Origin of the sequence: Paramesorhizobium deserti, assembly GCF_001558695.1 — a bacterium.
Taxonomy (GTDB): Bacteria; Pseudomonadota; Alphaproteobacteria; order Rhizobiales; family Rhizobiaceae; genus Paramesorhizobium; species Paramesorhizobium deserti.
Genome location: NZ_LNTU01000040.1, coordinates 17,810 through 34,301, shown reverse-complemented (window position 1 = coordinate 34,301; position 16,492 = coordinate 17,810). Strand labels below are relative to the sequence as shown.

At 62.1% G+C, this 16,492-nt stretch carries 16 protein-coding genes; 3 read left to right on the top strand and 13 right to left on the bottom strand.

The window, feature by feature from the left end; all coding sequences use genetic code 11:
• Nucleotides 1–12: 12 nt before the first annotated feature.
• A complete protein-coding gene (locus tag ATN84_RS24165; protein ID WP_068885075.1) occupies nucleotides 13–507 on the bottom strand; it encodes an SRPBCC domain-containing protein in 495 nt (164 codons plus the stop codon).
• 49 nt (nucleotides 508–556) lie between these two features.
• Between ATN84_RS24165 and ATN84_RS24160 the strand changes: the two genes are divergently transcribed.
• Nucleotides 557–880 (top strand): ArsR/SmtB family transcription factor, encoded by a 324-nt coding sequence (locus tag ATN84_RS24160; protein ID WP_068885074.1) that lies wholly within the window; start codon nucleotides 557–559, stop codon nucleotides 878–880.
• Between the two features lie 66 nt (nucleotides 881–946).
• Here ATN84_RS24160 and ATN84_RS24155 read toward each other — a convergent pair whose 3' ends face one another.
• A complete protein-coding gene (locus ATN84_RS24155) occupies nucleotides 947–1,840 on the bottom strand; it encodes a carbapenem-hydrolyzing class A beta-lactamase PAD-1 (protein ID WP_068885073.1) in 894 nt (297 codons plus the stop codon).
• A gap of 157 nt (nucleotides 1,841–1,997) precedes the next feature.
• Between ATN84_RS24155 and ATN84_RS24150 the strand changes: the two genes are divergently transcribed.
• Nucleotides 1,998–2,870 carry a LysR family transcriptional regulator gene (locus tag ATN84_RS24150; RefSeq protein ID WP_068885072.1) on the top strand — a complete coding sequence of 291 codons (873 nt, stop codon included), beginning with the start codon at nucleotides 1,998–2,000 and terminating at the stop codon, nucleotides 2,868–2,870.
• 54 nt (nucleotides 2,871–2,924) lie between these two features.
• On the opposite strand, the gene ATN84_RS24145 is transcribed toward ATN84_RS24150, so the two are convergent.
• Nucleotides 2,925–3,434 (bottom strand): DUF305 domain-containing protein, encoded by a 510-nt coding sequence (locus ATN84_RS24145; protein WP_068885071.1) that lies wholly within the window; start codon nucleotides 3,432–3,434, stop codon nucleotides 2,925–2,927.
• A 133-nt stretch (nucleotides 3,435–3,567) separates the two neighbouring features.
• Between ATN84_RS24145 and ATN84_RS24140 the strand changes: the two genes are divergently transcribed.
• A complete protein-coding gene (locus ATN84_RS24140; protein ID WP_280139622.1) occupies nucleotides 3,568–4,032 on the top strand; it encodes an AAC(3)-I family aminoglycoside N-acetyltransferase in 465 nt (154 codons plus the stop codon).
• A gap of 72 nt (nucleotides 4,033–4,104) precedes the next feature.
• On the opposite strand, the gene mog is transcribed toward ATN84_RS24140, so the two are convergent.
• From mog to ATN84_RS24090, 10 genes are all read right to left on the bottom strand, one after another.
• The gene (gene mog, locus ATN84_RS24135; RefSeq protein WP_068885070.1) at nucleotides 4,105–4,626 is read right to left on the bottom strand and encodes a molybdopterin adenylyltransferase; all 522 of its coding nucleotides are present in this window, start codon (nucleotides 4,624–4,626) and stop codon (nucleotides 4,105–4,107) included.
• Between the two features lie 6 nt (nucleotides 4,627–4,632).
• Entirely contained in the window at nucleotides 4,633–5,181 is a 549-nt protein-coding gene (locus ATN84_RS24130; RefSeq protein ID WP_244491202.1) for a DUF2478 domain-containing protein, read from the bottom strand.
• A gap of 33 nt (nucleotides 5,182–5,214) precedes the next feature.
• Nucleotides 5,215–5,508 carry a hypothetical protein gene (locus tag ATN84_RS24125; RefSeq protein ID WP_068885068.1) on the bottom strand — a complete coding sequence of 98 codons (294 nt, stop codon included), beginning with the start codon at nucleotides 5,506–5,508 and terminating at the stop codon, nucleotides 5,215–5,217.
• Nucleotides 5,509–5,515: 7 nt separating this feature from the next.
• The gene (locus ATN84_RS24120) at nucleotides 5,516–6,397 is read right to left on the bottom strand and encodes a peptidylprolyl isomerase (RefSeq protein WP_082766470.1); all 882 of its coding nucleotides are present in this window, start codon (nucleotides 6,395–6,397) and stop codon (nucleotides 5,516–5,518) included.
• The gene (gene narI / locus ATN84_RS24115; protein WP_068885067.1) at nucleotides 6,397–7,101 is read right to left on the bottom strand and encodes a respiratory nitrate reductase subunit gamma; all 705 of its coding nucleotides are present in this window, start codon (nucleotides 7,099–7,101) and stop codon (nucleotides 6,397–6,399) included. The genes ATN84_RS24120 and narI overlap by 1 nt, the downstream gene beginning before the upstream one ends.
• Nucleotides 7,094–7,810, bottom strand: a complete 717-nt coding sequence (narJ, locus tag ATN84_RS24110) for a nitrate reductase molybdenum cofactor assembly chaperone (RefSeq protein WP_068885066.1) — start codon at nucleotides 7,808–7,810, stop codon at nucleotides 7,094–7,096. Before narJ ends, narI begins: the two co-directional genes overlap by 8 nt.
• A complete protein-coding gene (gene narH / locus ATN84_RS24105; RefSeq protein WP_068885065.1) occupies nucleotides 7,810–9,336 on the bottom strand; it encodes a nitrate reductase subunit beta in 1,527 nt (508 codons plus the stop codon). Before narH ends, narJ begins: the two co-directional genes overlap by 1 nt.
• Nucleotides 9,333–13,064, bottom strand: coding sequence for a nitrate reductase subunit alpha (locus tag ATN84_RS24100; RefSeq protein WP_068885064.1), 3,732 nt, complete (start codon nucleotides 13,062–13,064; stop codon nucleotides 9,333–9,335). Before ATN84_RS24100 ends, narH begins: the two co-directional genes overlap by 4 nt.
• A 15-nt stretch (nucleotides 13,065–13,079) precedes the next feature.
• Nucleotides 13,080–15,824, bottom strand: a complete 2,745-nt coding sequence (locus tag ATN84_RS24095; RefSeq protein WP_068885063.1) for a nitrate/nitrite transporter — start codon at nucleotides 15,822–15,824, stop codon at nucleotides 13,080–13,082.
• A 187-nt stretch (nucleotides 15,825–16,011) separates the two neighbouring features.
• Entirely contained in the window at nucleotides 16,012–16,413 is a 402-nt protein-coding gene (locus ATN84_RS24090) for a hypothetical protein (protein ID WP_153020375.1), read from the bottom strand.
• Between the last annotated feature and the right edge of the window lie 79 nt (nucleotides 16,414–16,492).

Genomic DNA, 16,492 nt, shown 5'->3' with positions numbered 1-16,492 from the left:
TTTTCTCCTGTTTCATAGGATTTCCGTTTTGGGCTCGCAGCCAGGCTCGCCCTTCAGTTCGTTTTCGTAATAACCCTCGCGCAGGTTGATGCCGTGCTCGAGGAATGCCTTCATGCAGCACAGCATCTGGGTCCAGCCCTCGCAGTTGAGGTAAGAGGCTTGCCGGCCCTGCAGATCCTCGCGCCATCCCGTCTCGGCGATAGTGACCAGGGTTGCGCCGTCTTCGAGCGGCTTGAAATCCATTTCGATCCGCGTCTTGTAGATGGCTTTGCCATCGGCTGAACCCGGCCCGTCCCAGCGCAGGATGATGCGTCTATCCCTGGTCACCTCATCCACCTCGACGGGAATTTCACCCCACCAGACGACCGTCGTTCCAGCGACGAGCGGTGCGCTCGCGCCCTTGATGGTGGTGAAATAGCTGCTGAGCTTCGTCGGGTTGACGACCGCATCGAATACCTCGGCAACCGGCTTTGCTATCCGCGCGGAAACCCTGAATTCCGGTTTCATGGGCTACCTCCCTATTGCATGAGAGGAGCGTATGTTATAAAAACATAACATGTCAAGCGAAGCCAAGGAAGACCGTATTTTCAAGGCGCTGGCCCATCCGCGCCGGCGCGCCATGCTCGATCAGCTGAAGGATGAACCGCGCACCACCGGCATGTTGTGCGACGTGTTCGCGGATATGGACCGCTGCACCGTCATGCAGCATCTCAAGGTGTTGGAAGAGGCCGAACTGGTCATCGTCAGGCGCGAAGGGCGCGAACGGTGGAACCATCTCAATTCGCTGCCGATCAAGCAGATTCATGACCGATGGATCGGCCAGTACGCCGCCCATGCGATGTCTATTCTCGATCGCATGAAATCCGATCTGGAGAATTAGCGGCCCGGTGACACGCCGATCGAACCGCACCGGCGTTGGTGCCGATGCGGTTCGATCATTCCGATTTTAGACCCGCGAAGCGATCCGCCCGATTTCGGCCAGAATGGCGGCGCGCTCCTTTTCGGAGACCGACGGTATCTCGCAATAGGCTGACACGATGACGGCGCCCCGGTCCGGTGACCAGGCGACCGCGACGTCGTTACTGTTGCCGTATTTGTCGCCATTGCCTCCGGTCTTGTCGCCGATCATCCAGTCAGCGGGAAAGCCCGCCCGCAATTTTTCGTCGCCCGTTTTGTTCATGACCATCCAGGCGGCAAGCTGGGCGCGCGAGGAGCGGGAAAGCACGTCACCGAAGAGAAGCTTGCGCAGCGTCTCCAGCATGGCCGCGGGCGTCGTGGTGTCGCGCAGGTCACCCGGCTTTTCATGCACATTCAGCTCGGTTTCGAAACGGTCGAGCCGCGTGGTCTCGTCACCGATGGAGCGCAAAAATGCCGTCAGCCCCGCCGGCCCGCCGAAGCTATTGAGCAGCAGATTGGCGGCGGTGTTGTCGCTCAGGGTCACGGTCGCCAGGCAGAGCTCGGCCACGGACATGCCGGCGCCGCCGACGTGCTTTTCCGTGATCGGCGACCAGGTGACCAGATCCTTCTTCGCATGGACGATCCGCCGGTCGAGCTCTTCCTCGCCTCTGTCGACGCGGGCGAGGATATAGCCTGCCGTCAGGGCCTTGAAGGTACTGCACAGCAGGAAGCGTTCGTCGGCACGATGTCCGATCTTGTCGCCGGTGGCGAGATTGAGGATCGCGACGCCGATACGGCCGCCATGCCTGTCTTCAAGCTTTGCGAGTTCGTTCTCCAGCTTGCCGCCGCTCTGCGCCCGTGCGGCGCTTGTCAGCGAGGCCAATGCCGGAACGGCGAGCAGACTTCCGGCAAGTGCCTGCCGGCGGGAAAGGGATATCGTCATTTTGTTTTTCCGTCCTTGGGTGGGAGGTCGAGGCGGGCAGTCGAACCCTCATGAAGCTCGGCGGCTGCCTGCCGTGGCGAATATGCGCGGGGCAATTGCCCTAGACAAACGATGATTTCTTCGCTCTGCTATGAGAAAAACTTGGGTCAAACGGATAATGGACGTATCGCAACTCCCCCTTAATGCACTGCGCGTTTTCGAGGCTTCCGCACGGCATGGCAGCTTCACGCGTGCCGGGCTCGAGCTCCGGGTCACGCAGACAGCTGTCAGCCATCAGGTGAAGGCGCTGGAGGAGGTATTGGGCGTGACCCTCTTTACGCGCCTTCCGCGCGGGCTGGCACTGACCGATGAGGGCCACGCTTTGCTGCCGGTTCTGACTGACGCGTTTCGCCGAATGAGCGCGACGCTCAGCCAGTTCGAAGAGGGCAATTTTCGGGAGGTGCTGACTGTCGGCGTGGTCGGAACTTTCGCGATCGGCTGGCTGCTGCCACGTCTGAAGACCTTCAAGGACATGCATCCGCATGTGGATTTCCGCCTAAAGACGAACAACAACCGCTCCGACATTCTCCTCGACGGTCTCGATTTCTTCATCCGTTTCGGGGATGGCGCGTGGCATGGAACGGACGCGATCCATCTGATGGATGCACCGCTTTCGCCGGTCTGCGCGCCCGCGATCGCCGGGCGGCTTCAAGCGCCGAAGGATCTGGCGGGCGAGGAATTGTTGCGCTCTTATCGCATGGATGAATGGTCGATCTGGTTCAGGGCCGCGGGCATCCAGCCGCCCAGCCTGCGCGGCTGGATGTTCGATTCCTCGCTGACGCTCGTGGATGCCGCAATTCAAGGAGTAGGTGTCGCGCTGGTCCCCGTCGCCATGTTTGCCCGCCAGATCGAGGAAGGTCACATCGTTCAGCCATTCGGAATAACTGCACTGACGGGCGGCTATTGGCTGACGCGGCTGAAATCCCGCAGCGAAACGCCGGCGATGAAGGCGTTCCGGCAATGGCTGTTGGATGAAGTCGAGGCGGGTTAGCAGTCCATCTGTTCAGTGTCCCGGCTTCTGGCCGGCGCGCATTATCTGCAAGGCTTATCCGGGCGGTGGCGCTCCACGCTTGCGATAGGACAATATATCGGGCGCACTGTCCGGAGGCGGGTTTCGTTGAAGTTCGGCAATCAGCTGCTTCATCTCGCCGATTTCCCGTTCCTGCGACTCGATGATTTTGTCCGCGAGGTCGCGAACCCGCGGATCACGAATATGCGCCCGTTCACTCGTCATGATCGCGATGGAATGGTGCGGGATCATGGCCTTCATGTAGGACACGTCGTCAACGGTTTCCTGCGACCGGACAAGCCACAGCGCGCCCGAGAAAGCGATCACGCTGCCGATCAAGATCGCTGCGTTGATCCCGCGGCTTCCATACATCGACCACATGAAGCCGAGCATGATGGCGGCCATCGTCGCGCCCATGACGACAGCCATCCAGGTTCGCGTCTGGCTGTAGACCACATGATCGATTGAATAGGTGTTCAGATACATCAGTCCGAACATGACGACCGTGGAAGTTGCGATCATTGCCGCAAAGCGTCCGTATCTCATCTCTGCAAACCTTTCATTCGGGTCTGATAGAGATTAACTCGCTGCCGTCGAAATGGATGCAACCGGCAGGGCGCCCGTTCTCTTCGGAATTCAGGCGATGGGTTGGCTGAGCTGTATAGCAGGAGATAGACAAGTGCCGCGCGACACCAAATTTTCCGTTCATGCGCTTTCGGCGCGGGATATCCGCCTTTTTCGAGGACTTCTCGCGATATTCGGCGAAGCATTCGGCGAGAAGGACACATATGTGGCGGCGCAGCCGGAAGACGGATATCTCAGGGAGCTGCTGGGCGGTGATCAGTTCATAGCCCTGGCCGCGTTACAGGACGGCGCTGTCATCGGTGGCCTCGCGGCATATGAGCTGAAAAAATTCGAACGCGAGCGTAGTGAAATCTACATCTATGATCTAGCGGTCGCGGCCGATCATCGCCGCAGGGGTGTCGCCACCAGCCTTATCACACGGTTGAAGGCGATTGCCGCCGCACGCGGAGCCTATGTGATATATGTTCAGGCCGACCTCACCGATCCCCCTGCCATTGCTCTCTACTCAAAGCTGGGGACAAGGGAAGACGTTCTGCATTTCGACATCCCCGTTATTTGACGAGAAGCTGTCCGCGTGCGCCTGTTCCTCCGCGCTAGAGCGCAGCGCAACGGGATGAGTGTCGGCAGTCGATCAGGCGGGTCGGAATGTCTTGCACAGTCTGGGGTCGGTTTCTATCCGACCGGCCCCGATCAGGTCCAGGCAATAGGGTACTGCCGGGAATACCGCATTCAGGCAGACGTCGATCGAGGCGGGTTTGCCCGGCAGGTTGATAATGAGAGTGTGTCCGCGCGTGCCCGCCATCTGCCCCGACAGGATGGCTGTCGGTACGGACTCCAGGCTGACGCGGCGCATCAGCTCGCCGAAGCCCGGCAATTCCCGTTCGATCACCATGCACATCGCCTCAGGTGTCAGATCGCGGGGCGCCGGTCCCGTGCCACCGGTCGTCAGAACGAGATCAACGCGTTCCTCGTCGCAAAGGGCAAGCAGAGCATCGCGCACCGTCTCGATACCGTCGGGTACGATGCGCCGGACAGGTTTCCATTCGGTGGTGACGGCGCGCTTCAGCCAGGCCTCGATGGCGGTGCCGCTCAAATCTTCGTATTCACCGCGGCTGGCGCGGTCGGAAATGGTAAGAATGCCGATGCGGACCATGATTGTTCAACTCGCCATCATATCGGATGCGCGGGCCGGCATCCGGTCGAAACCTGTAACGGCGCGGCACCAGCCAAGTACAGCGCCCATTTCAGGGGGGAGCCAGGTTGCCATGCCTCCGTGGAAATCCTCCCATGCGGGGATATATTCGCCCCGAACCGCGATGAGCACGGGTGTGCCGGCCAGGATCGCCCGCTCGATTATGGAACGCAAGCCGGTTCCCTCCGCCTCGGACTTGCCGAAGCGGTTGAGGATAAGAAGGTCGACGCCCCTCTCGATGGTGTCTTCAAGGCGGCGCGAGGCCTCGGCCAGCGCGCCCGGATCAAGACGGCAGCCACGGGCATGGCGTCCACGATCCTGCGAAATCTGGATGAGGGTGCCGTCGGAGAGGTCGCGCAGCCGCGTGATAGGATGTGCGCCATCGAAGCCGTAATGTTCTTCCTGCAGGATGCCGCCGATGCTGAGGTCGGATGAGCGCAGCGCGGCGGCGACTTCGGCAAGGACCGTATCGAGCGGTTCGCCGCCCTCCGCGCGGATGGCTGCTATCACAGGCATGTCTGGGAGCATGGCATCGCCTTTCGTGTTCGCTCAGGTCGCAGCGGCCGGTTGCAAATCATGGGCGCAGTGTCGCAGGATCGCGCCAAGCGCGGCAAGGCCCGGATCGTCAGCTCGTCCCATGATGCCGACAAGCTGCAGCCAGGTGTCGTCATCGGCCCGGTCGAGGAAACGCCGGACGATGCCGGCCAGGCAATCGGCCATGGCCATACCGTTGTCGGCGGCATAGGTCCGGATGGTTGTTTCCAGCGCGGCGTCATCGAGCGCAGCCAGCGCTTCCGCTGCTATTTCCGGCCGGTCGAGACGGGCAATCAGTTCGCCGAACATCGCATCCTCACTGCACAAGCGGTGTACCGGCGCCGTCGAAATCGACGCCGGTGATCGCAGTCTTCCCCGCAAGCAGGGAGATATATTGCGCCGCCGCTCGGGACCAGACAGCCTCGGTGAGATAGTCGGCGATCCGTTCCCGCACGGCCTCGAAGGGGAGGGGGCGACCTTCGATGCGGCGGTCGAGCCGGATGACATGCACGCCGTAGCGCGTCTCGACCGGTGCGGCTGCAATCTCGCCCGGTTCGAGAGGGTCGAGGGCCCCAGCGAATTCCGGCGTGACCTGATCACGCGTGAACTGGCCGAGATGGCCGCCATCACGGGACGAGGAACAGGCGGAGAACTCGCGGGCAAGATCCGGGAATCGCTTAGTGTTCGAGGCCAGCAACTCCAGCGCCGCCTCGGCGGACCGGCGCGCTTCGGCGAATGCCGCTTCATCCCTTTGGTCGGCGGAGAAGAGAATATGCGCCGCCTCGAAAAGATCGGGGCTTTTGAAGCGGCTGCGGTTCTTCTCGAAATAGCGCCGGCAGGAGGCTTCATCCGCTTGCGGCACCGAGAGCTCCCGGTCGAGCAGCGTACGGATAAGCGCCTCTTCCTCGGTCTCGCGGCGTCCCTCGCCTTCCTCGCCCGGCTCCGGCATGAGACCGAGCCGGCTGGCCTCCTGCAGGAGCAGTTCGCGAATGACCAAGGCGCGCGCCGCCTCGGCCCATGCGGTGTCCGGATCTTCCGCCGGATGGTTCTGCACCTCGCGGGCGATCGCCGCATGCGGAATGGTGGCGCCGTTGACCGCTACGGTCGGGCGTCGGGTGGTTGGCTTCACTGGAGCGGGGGCGTTCCGCTTCGGGCTGGCGCTCTGAGAGGCGCGGTGGTCGATGCAGATCGTCGTCATCACGCGCGCTCCGCCGGAGATCGCTTCGTCCGTACGATCTGATAGCCGCGCCGCCCGAGATACCACACCGGCGCGCTCCAGACGTGCACCAGGCGCGTGAACGGGAAGATGAGGAAGATCGTCATGCCAAGGAAGAGATGCGCCCGGAATATGGGATGTACGTTGGCGACATGGTCCGCCGCCCCGGGCTGGAATGTGACGATCGCCTGCGCCCAGCTCATGAGTTTCACCATCTCTTCGCCGTCGAGATGCCCGGCCGAGACGGGAATGGTGGCAAGCCCGAGAATGAGCTGGGCATAGAGGATGACGAGCACGGCGATGTCGCTGGGTTTCGACGTCTTGCGGATACGCGCATCGAAGAGACGCCGGTGCAAAAGCAGGGTCAGCCCGATGAAGCAGGCGACGCCGGCGATGCCGCCGACAATCATGGCAAGCAACTGCTTTGCCCCGTGCGAGACGCCCAGGAAATCCCAGATCCATATTGGCGTAAGCAGGCCACCCATGTGACCGAGCAGGATAACGAGGATGCCCACATGAAACAGGTTCGAGCCCCAGAGGAGCTGCCGACCGCGCAGGAGCTGGCTGGAATAGCTCTTCCAGGAATATTGCTCACGATCGAAGCGTATGAGGCTGCCGGCCAGGAAGACGGTCAGGCACAGATAGGGATAGAGGCCGAAGACGGCATAATTGACATGTTCAAACATTTGCCTGGTCTCCACTTACATTGTCTCCAAATGCTGTTCCGCCGGGGCGCTGATGGGCACGCATGCGCATCGCCAGCCGGTCGCGCGAGCAGCCGTCGAGCGCTTCGCCGGGGCCGAAGGTGACCGCGGTTTCTTCCCACGCGGCATCCAGTGCCGCGAGATCGTCGGGAGCGACGCCGTCATCGGCGACGAGTTCAACGGGCGAGGCTTCGCCCGCCAGATCCTCTATTGCCGCGAATACCGCCGCATAGGGCGTTTCCCGTTTTGTGAGCCGCTCATTGAGCGCCGCCACGATATGCGCTGCGTCGCCAAGATGTTCGCGGGCCTCGCCGGGCGGCAGAATGGAAAGGAATTCCAGGAACAACGGCAGGAAATCCGGCAATTCTTCCGACCCCATATGGAGGCCATGGCGCTCATAAAGCGCCTTCAGGTCGACCATCGCCTGGCCGCGGTCGCGGGACTCGCCATGGATATGCTCGAACAGGTTGAGCGAAAGCGCCCGCGACCTGTCGAACAGAAGGACATAGGTTTCCTCCAGCTCATAGAGCCCGGTTTCCTCTATCCAGCCGAAAAGACGGTCGAGATCGGCGAGCCGCTCCTGCGCAAGTAGCCTTTCCTCATGAAGGAGGTCACGGATATCGGGCAGCGCGGCAACGAGATCAGACGTGGGATAGGAAATGAGCGCCGAGAGCGCTTTGAAGGTTTTCATCAGACGATCTCCATTGGATTTCTGGCCTTGCGCTGTTTCGCCCCGCCGAAGAGGCTCGCAGTGCTGTCGCCGCCGGAGCAGCCATTGCCGAAGGAGAAGCCGCATGAGCCGCGCAGATCGTAGGCGTCCTCGCCCAGTTCCCGGTGGGAGGTGGGGATGACGAAGCGGTCCTCGTAATTGGCGATCGCCATGATGCGATACATCTCCTCGATCTGGTGCGCGCCAAGGCCCACCTTTTGGGCGATAGCCTCGTCGGTCACGCCGTCCACCGTCTTCGCCCGCATATAGGCACGCATCGCGAGCATCGTCTCCAGCGCTTTCGCCACCGGCTCCTCGTCTCCGGCGGTAAGCAGATTGGCGAGATATTTCAGCGGGATGCGCAGCGAACGCACATCGGGCATATCGCCGTCGAGGGCCATCTTGCCGGCCTCGGCGGCCGACTGGATGGGCGATAGCGGCGGCACGTACCAGACCATCGGCAGCGTGCGGTACTCCGGATGGAGGGGGAAGGCGACCTTCCACTCCATCGCCATCTTGTAGACCGGCGAGCGCTTGGCGGCTTCAATCCAGGTCTCTGGTACGCCGTCGGCGCGGGCGCGGGCGGCCACCTCCGGATCATTGGGATCGAGGAACAGGTCCAGCTGGGCCTGATAGAGATCCTTCTCGTTAGGGGTGCTCGCCGCCTTCTCGATGGCGTCGGAATCATAGAGCAGCACGCCCAGATACCGGATGCGACCGACGCAGGTTTCCGAGCAGACGGTCGGCATTCCCGCCTCGATGCGTGGAAAGCAGAAGGTGCATTTCTCCGATTTGCCTGATGACCAGTTGTAATAGATCTTCTTGTAGGGACAGCCGGAGATGCACATGCGCCAGCCGCGACATTTGTCCTGGTCGATCAGCACGATGCCGTCTTCTTCACGCTTGTATATCGCGCCGGAGGGGCAGGACGCCACGCAGGTCGGGTTAAGGCAGTGCTCGCACAGCCGGGGCAGATACATCATGAAGGTGTTTTCGAACTGTCCGTAGATTTCCTTCTGCACGCCCTCGAAATTGTAGTCTTTGGAGCGCTTCTCGAACTCGCCGCCGAGTATCTCTTCCCAGTTCGGTCCCCATTCGATCTTTTCCATGCGCTCACCGGTGATGGCCGAGCGCGGACGCGCGGTCGGGAAGGCCCTGGAGAGCGGCGCGTTCTGCAGATGCCCATAGTCAAAGGTAAAGGGCTCGTAATAGTCGTCGATCTCGGGCAGGTCGGGATTGGCGAAAATATTGGCGAGCACCCGCCATTTGGCGCCGATCCGGGGCTCGATCTTGCCGTCCTTGCGGCGCTTCCAGCCGCCTTTCCAGCGTTTCTGGTTCTCCCAGTCCTTGGGGTAGCCGATGCCGGGTTTCGTCTCGACATTGTTGAACCAGGCGTATTCGACGCCCTCGCGGTTCGTCCAGACATTCTTGCAGGTTACCGAGCAGGTGTGGCAGCCGATGCACTTGTCGAGGTTCAACACCATGCCGATCTGGGCGCGAATGGTCATTCTGCGGCCTCCATTTTTTCTTCCATCCAATCGACCGCGCCCACCATCTTGCGCACGATCACGAATTCATCGCGGTTGGAGCCGACGGTCCCGTAATAATTGAAGCCGTAGGCCTGGTGAACGTAGCCGCCGATCATGTGGGTCGGCTTCAGCACAGCCCGCGTGACGGAGTTGTGAATGCCGCCACGCTGGCCGGTGATGGCCGTGCCAGGGGTGTTCACGATCTTCTCCTGCGCGTGGTACATCATGCACATGCCGGGATTGACGCGCTGCGAGACCACGGCGCGCGCGGTGAGCACGCCGTTGCAGTTGAAAACCTCGATCCAGTCATTGTCGCGGATACCGGCCTTCTTCGCGTCCTCTTCCGAAATCCAAGCCACCGGTCCGCCGCGATTGAGCGTGAGCATCAGGAGATTGTCGGAATAGGTGGAGTGGATGCCCCATTTCTGGTGCGGCGTGATGAAGTTCAGCACTACATGCGGGCTGCCGTCGTGATTATTCCTGAGCGCGTTGGCGACAGTCTTGAGATCGACCGGCGGCTTCCAGGTGACGAAGCCCTCGCCGAAGGCGCGCATCCACAGATGATCCTGATAGAGCTGTTGGCGGCCGGTCAGCGTACGCCACGGGATCAGCTGATGCACATTGGTGTAGCCGGCGTTGTAGCATACATGCTCGCTTTCGAGCCCAGACCAGATCGGCGAGGAGATGATCTTGCGCGGCTGGGCGACCAGATCACGGAAACGAATCTTCTCGTCCTCCTTCGGGAGCGCGAGGTGGGCATGGTCGCGGCCGGTGCGCTGCGAAAGCGCTTCCCACGAGCGCACGGCCACCTCGCCATTGGTTTCGGGCGCGAGCGTGAGGATGACTTCGGCTGCATCGATGTCGGTCTCGATCCTGGCAAGCCCCTTCGCCGGGCCCTCTTCGAGCACGGTGCCGTTGAGCGCCTTCAAGAGTTCGACCTCATGTGTCGTCTCCCAGGCAATACCCTTGCCGCCATTGCCGAGCTTTTCCATGAGGGGGCCGAGCGCGGTGAAACGCTTGTAGAGATTGGGGTAGTCGCGCTCCACCACCGCGACCTGTGGCATGGTGAGGCCGGGGACCGGCTCCGTCTCGCCCCGCTTCCAGTCCTTCACGTCGAAGGGTTGCGCCAGTTCGCCGGGGCTATCGTGCAGGATGGGCGTCAGCACCACGTCCTTTTCTACCCCCAACACTTCGAGGGCGATTTCGGAGAACTTCTTCGCGATGCCCTTGTAGATGTCCCAATCGGTGCGTGAACCCCAGACAGGGTCCACCGCCGCTGTCAGCGGATGGATGAAGGGGTGCATGTCGGAGGTATTGAGATCGTTCTTCTCGTACCAGGTGGCGGTCGGCAGCACGATGTCGGAATAAACGCAAGTGGTGGACATGCGGAAATCCAGCGTCACCAAGAGGTCGAGCTTGCCCTTGGGCGCTTCGTCATGCCAGGCGACTTCCTTCGGTTTTTCCTGGCCTTCCTCGCCCAGATCTTTGCCGAGCACGCCGTGATAGGTGCCGAGCAGGTGTTTCAGGAAATATTCGTGCCCCTTGCCCGATGAACCGAGCAGGTTCGAACGCCAGACGAAGAGATTGCGCGGCCAGTTGTCGGGATGATCCGGGTCGTGGCAGGAAAGCTCGAGCTCGCCCGCTTTCAGCGCCCGCACCACATAATCCTTCGGCTCTAGTCCGGCGGCCCGCGCCTTTGCCGCGATCATCAGCGGGTTGGCCTTGATCTGCGGTGCGGATGGCAGCCAGCCCATGCGCTCGGCGCGGGCATTGTAGTCGATGAGGCTGCCTGACCAGTCGCCGGCGGGCGCGGTGGGCGAGAGGATTTCCGCCACCGACAGCGTTTCGTAGCGCCATTGGTCGGTATGGGCGTAGAAGAAGGAAGTGCCGTTCATCTGCCGGGGCGGGCGGCCCCAGTCGAGCCCGAAGGCGAGCGGGAGCCAGCCGGTCTGCGGCCGCAGCTTCTCCTGCCCCACATAATGCGACCAGCCGCCGCCGGACTGGCCAATGCAGCCGCAAAGCACCAGCATGTTGATGATGCCGCGGTAGTTCATGTCCATGTGGTACCAGTGGTTCAGCCCCGCCCCGAGGATCACCATCGAGCGGCCATTGGTCTTTTCGGCATTGGTGGCGAATTCACGCGCCACCGTGATGATCGCCTGGCGCGGCACGCCGGTGATCTTTTCCGCCCAGGCCGGGGTGCAGGGCACGTCCTCGTCGTAGGAAGCAGCGACATTGTCGCCACCCAGCCCGCGATCGACACCGTAATTGGCGCAGAGAAGGTCGAAGACGGTGGCGACCAGCGCCTCGCCATCCCTGAGCTTGACGCGGCTGGCGGGAACGTTGCGGGTGAGGATTTCGCCATGCTCCGTCTTGACGAAGTGCTCGGTCGCGCGGCCGCCGAAATAGGGGAAGGCTACGGTGACGGTTTCACTTTCCCCGTCGATCTGGCTGAGCTTCAGGCGCGTCTCTCGGCCTTTCCCGTCCTTCTCCTCCAGGTTCCAGTGGCCTTGTTTCTTGTCCCAGCGGAACCCCGCCGTGCCGCCGGGCGCGACTGCCTTGCCCGAAATCTCGTCGAGGGCGACGGTCTTCCAGTCGGCATTCTCGCTTTCGCCGAGATTGCGGCTGAAATCGGAGGTGCGCAGGAAGCGTTCGGGCACATAGGCGCCGTCCTTCTCGACCAGGCGCACCAGCATCGGCAGGTCGGTATATTTGCGCGCATAGTCCGCGAAATAAGGCACCTGCCGGTTGAGGTGATATTCCCTCAGGATCACATGGCCCATGGCGAGCGCAAGTGCTGCGTCGGTACCCTGCTTCGGCTGCAGCCAGATATCGGCGAACTTGGTCGCCTCGGCATAGTCGGGCGAAACCACGGCGCTCTTCGTGCCCTTGTAGCGCGCTTCGGTGTAGAAATGCGCGTCCGGCGTGCGCGTCTGCGGCACGTTGGAGCCCCAGAGCATGAGAAACCCGGCATTATACCAGTCGGCGGATTCGGCCACGTCCGTCTGCTCGCCCCAGGTCTGCGGGCTTGAGGGCGGCAGATCGCAATACCAGTCGTAGAAGGAAAGGCAGGTGCCGCCGAGGAGCGACAGATAGCGCGTGCCCGCCGCATAGGAAACCATCGACATGGCCGGGATGGGCGAGAAACCGACCACCCGGTCCGGGCCGTATCGCCTGGCCGTATAGGCGTTGGCTGCGGCGATGATCTCGTTGACCTCGTCCCAGTCCGCCCGCACGAAGCCGCCATGGCCGCGGATGGAGGTGTAGGAGGCGCGCTTCTCCGGGTCCTCGACGATGGATGTCCACGCCGCGACCGGCGCCTTGTCCTTACGGGCCTCGCGCCAGAGCTTCAGGAGCCGTCCGCGCACCAGCGGATATTTCACGCGGTTGCCGGAATAGAGATACCAGGAGTAGCTCGCGCCCCTGGGGCAGCCGCGCGGCTCATGGTTGGGCAGATCGGGTCTCGTTCGGGGATAGTCGGTCTGCTGCGTCTCCCAGGTAACAATGCCACCCTTCACATAGATCTTCCAAGAGCAGGAGCCGGTGCAGTTCACGCCATGGGTCGAGCGCACGATCTTGTCGTGCTGCCAGCGTTTGCGATAACTCTCCTCCCAGTCGCGGTTCTCGTGGGTGACGATGCCGTGACCATCAGAGAACTCGGCAACATTCTTACGGAAGAAGGCAAGGCGGTCGAGAAAGTGGCTCATTCAGTTTTGCTCCTTTCATTCAGCCGCACGAACGGCCGGGACTTGACGGACCCGCTCCACCGCGTGGAGCAGGCCGCCGCGGCGGGTGTAGACGAACCAGGTGATGGTGAGGCAGCTCACATAGAAGGCGAAGAAGCCCCACAGTGCCGCTTCGGCGCCGCCTGTCAGCGCGATCGAGCTGCCGTAGCTCTTCGGGATGAAGAAGGCGCCATAGGCCGCGATCGCCGAGGTAAAGCCGATGATGGCGGCCGATTCCTTCTCGGCCTGCTTCAGCCGCTCCGGAGGGCTCATTCCCGGCTCGAGCCTTGCGATCTCTTGGCGCATGATCGCGGGGATCATCTGGAAGGTCGAGGCGTTGCCGACGCCGGTGGCGAAGAAGAGCAGCATGAAACTTGCGAAGAAGCCCCAGAAGGCATGCGGCTGATCCTTGATGCCGAGGAAGTAGAGCACGCCAAGAACCCCGGCCATCATCGCCACGAACACCCAGAAGGTGACGCGCCCGCCGCCCCAGCGATCGGAAATCCAGCCCGTGGCCGAGCGCGAGATGGCGCCGACGAGGGGGCCGAGAAACGCAAGCTGCAGCGCGTCGACCTCGGGGAACAGCGTCTTGGCAAGCAGCGGGAAGCCCGCCGAATAGCCGATGAAGGAGCCGAAGGTGCCGGTATAGAGCCAGCACATGATCCAGTTGTGCCTGCGGCGGAAGATGACCGCCTGCTCGGCGAACGAGGCCTTCATCGAGGCGATGTCGTTCATGCCGAACCAGGCCGCGAAGGCGGAAGCCGCGATGAACGGCACCCAGATGAAGCCGGCGTTCTGCAGCCACAGTCGTGCCGTCGCATCCGTCCCGGCGGCCGCCTGCGGTCCGCCGCCGAGCCAGCCGAACACGCTGGCCGTGATGGCGAGCGGGACCACGAACTGCGCCACGCTGACGCCGAGATTGCCGAGGCCGGCATTAAGCGCCAGGGCGTTGCCCTTCTCCGATTTCGGCAAGAAGAAGGAGATATTGGCCATGGACGAGGCGAAATTGCCGCCGCCGAAGCCGCAAAGCAGGGCAAGACCAAGGAACACCACATAGGGCGTATCGGGGTTCTGCACCGCGAAGCCGATGCCGAGCGCCGGCAGCATCAGCGACCAGGTGGCGAGCGTCGTCCATAATCTTCCGCCGAAGATCGGCACCATGAAGGAGTAGAAGATTCTGAGCGTGGCGCCGGAAAGGCCGGGGAGCGCGGCAAGCCAGAAGAGCTGGTCGGTCGTGAAGTTGAACCCGACAGCCGGCAGTTTTGCCACCACGACGGACCAAACCATCCAGATGGCGAAGGAAAGAAGCAGCGAGGGAATCGAGAGCCAGAGATTGCGCCGGGCGATCCGCCGGCCGGTCTTTTCCCAGAAGGTGGGGTCTTCCGGCTGCCAGTCGTCGATGAGATGGGGTCCGAGCGCGCCGACCTGCTTCGGCCCATGGACCTCCTGCATTTCCGGCAATTCGGGCAGCGCGCGAAGCTCCGGCTCGGTGGCTCCGCGCTCCATGCGGCGGATGGCGAGATGCATCCAGATGAATGCGATGCCGACAAGCAGGAAGAGCAGCATGAAGCAACTCGTCCAGATGCCGGTGTAATCGTTGAGGACGCCGAAGGCGATCGGCAGTACGAAGCCGCCCAGGCCGCCGATCATGCCGACGAGACCGCCCACCGCGCCGACATTGTTGGGGTAATAGACGGGAATGTGCTTGTAGACCGCGGCCTTGCCGAGGCTCATGAAGAAGCCGAGGATGAAGATGAGCACGATGAAGGGAATGACGCCGACCTCGAAATGGAAGGCGAACGGCCCGTTGATGCCCCGTACGACATAGTCGGTGGGCGGATAGGACAGAAGGAAGGTGACGACGACGCAGACGAGGAACGTCCAATACATGATCCTTCTTGCGCCGTATTTGTCGGAGAGCACTCCGCCATAGGCGCGGAAGACGGAAGCCGGTACCGAATAGGCCGCGGCAATCATGCCGGCCGTCGTGATGTCGAGGCCGTAGACGCCGATGAGATAACGCGGCAGCCACAGCGACAGCCCGACAAAGGCGCCGAACACGAAAAAATAATAAAGGGCGAAGCGCCAGACCTGCAGCTTCTTCAGGGGCTCCAGCTCCAGCCAGGCGCTTCGGGGCTTCTCGCCGCGTGCGCGGCGCTCGCGCGTCACGGGATCGTCTGACGTGGTGAACCAGAAGAGGATCGCCATGACGACCAGGCCGGCGGCCCAGACCTGCGCCACCGTCTGCCAGCCATAGGCGACGAGGACGAAAGGCGCGAAGAACTTGGTGACCGCCGCGCCGACATTGCCGGCGCCGAAGATGCCGAGGGCGGTTCCCTGTTTTCCCGTTTCGTACCAGCGTGAGACATAGGCGACGCCGACCGAGAAAGAGCCGCCGGCAATGCCGACGCCGAGCGCCGCCAGAAGCATCTGCGGATAGGTTTCGGCGTAGGACAGGAGGAATGTCGCGACGGCTGCCGACAGCATGACCACGGCATAGACCGGTCGTCCGCCATATTGGTCGGCCCATACGCCGAGCATGATCCGGATGAGCGAACCCGTGAGAATGGGTGTGCCGACGAGAAGCCCGAATTCGGTTTCGCTCAGTCCGAGTTCGTCTTTGATCCGCACGCCGATGATCGAGAAGATGGTCCAGACGGCGAAGCAGACGGTAAAGGCGACGGTGCTCACGGCGAGCGCCCGGGACTGGCCGTCGCGGCCCATGGGGTGATGATGGATCATGGTTCGTTTCCTCATCTCCTGGATATTTTTCCCAGGATCTGCAGAACCATCACCAGAAATGTCGGTTACGATCTTTGCGCCAGCGCAATTTCACGCCTGTGGTCGGCAGAAAAGCCGGGGGCGGATTGTCGCAGCATCATTTGAATGAGAGGCGGCCACAATGGTGTGACCGGCCGGCATGTGGCAATCAGTGGAGGTTGATCTTGCCGATCCGCTGCTTGGTCTGCGGCGGGGATGGCCGACGGCCCATGTAGAGACACTGCGATGTTGCAAGAACCAGCAGCAACTCGATGCAAGATTGATGGCGGAAGTGGAAATCCCGCGCGTCGAGATCCAGCTGCCGGGCCAGCAACGGTGCGTTCCGATCTGCGTTGTGAAGGATCTGGACTTCTAGTTTCGCCAATATCCGGAACGCGCCTATCTGCGCGCCGGTAAGGAAACCGAGCTTGCTCTTTTGCAAGCGGGTTGGGACGAAGCCAACCGCCACATCGGCCACAGCCGCGTCAGAGAGACGAAAGCGCTTGCGACAGAGCGCGAGGAACGGCTGGTGGAAACCTTGTGGGCCGGACTTGCGCAATCGCTTGGTCATCGTCCACGCAAACTGAGGGCTAACAACACCGCAATGATGGGCACGTCGCGATGCCGGTGGAGGAGCCGTCCACAGCATC

Coding starts and splice junctions, on each gene's coding strand:
- ATN84_RS24125 (WP_068885068.1), bottom strand. CDS start 5,508: ATGTTCGGCGAACTGATTGCCCGTCTCGACCGGCCGGAAATAGCAGCG.
- ATN84_RS24165 (WP_068885075.1), bottom strand. CDS start 507: ATGAAACCGGAATTCAGGGTTTCCGCGCGGATAGCAAAGCCGGTTGCC.
- ATN84_RS24155 (WP_068885073.1), bottom strand. CDS start 1,840: ATGACGATATCCCTTTCCCGCCGGCAGGCACTTGCCGGAAGTCTGCTC.
- ATN84_RS24160 (WP_068885074.1), top strand. CDS start 557: ATGTCAAGCGAAGCCAAGGAAGACCGTATTTTCAAGGCGCTGGCCCAT.
- narJ (WP_068885066.1), bottom strand. CDS start 7,810: ATGAAAACCTTCAAAGCGCTCTCGGCGCTCATTTCCTATCCCACGTCT.
- narH (WP_068885065.1), bottom strand. CDS start 9,336: ATGACCATTCGCGCCCAGATCGGCATGGTGTTGAACCTCGACAAGTGC.
- narI (WP_068885067.1), bottom strand. CDS start 7,101: ATGTTTGAACATGTCAATTATGCCGTCTTCGGCCTCTATCCCTATCTG.
- mog (WP_068885070.1), bottom strand. CDS start 4,626: ATGGTCCGCATCGGCATTCTTACCATTTCCGACCGCGCCAGCCGCGGT.
- ATN84_RS24100 (WP_068885064.1), bottom strand. CDS start 13,064: ATGAGCCACTTTCTCGACCGCCTTGCCTTCTTCCGTAAGAATGTTGCC.
- ATN84_RS24145 (WP_068885071.1), bottom strand. CDS start 3,434: ATGAGATACGGACGCTTTGCGGCAATGATCGCAACTTCCACGGTCGTC.
- ATN84_RS24130 (WP_244491202.1), bottom strand. CDS start 5,181: ATGCCTGTGATAGCAGCCATCCGCGCGGAGGGCGGCGAACCGCTCGAT.
- ATN84_RS24095 (WP_068885063.1), bottom strand. CDS start 15,824: ATGATCCATCATCACCCCATGGGCCGCGACGGCCAGTCCCGGGCGCTC.
- ATN84_RS24120 (WP_082766470.1), bottom strand. CDS start 6,397: ATGACGACGATCTGCATCGACCACCGCGCCTCTCAGAGCGCCAGCCCG.
- ATN84_RS24150 (WP_068885072.1), top strand. CDS start 1,998: ATGGACGTATCGCAACTCCCCCTTAATGCACTGCGCGTTTTCGAGGCT.
- ATN84_RS24090 (WP_153020375.1), bottom strand. CDS start 16,413: ATGACCAAGCGATTGCGCAAGTCCGGCCCACAAGGTTTCCACCAGCCG.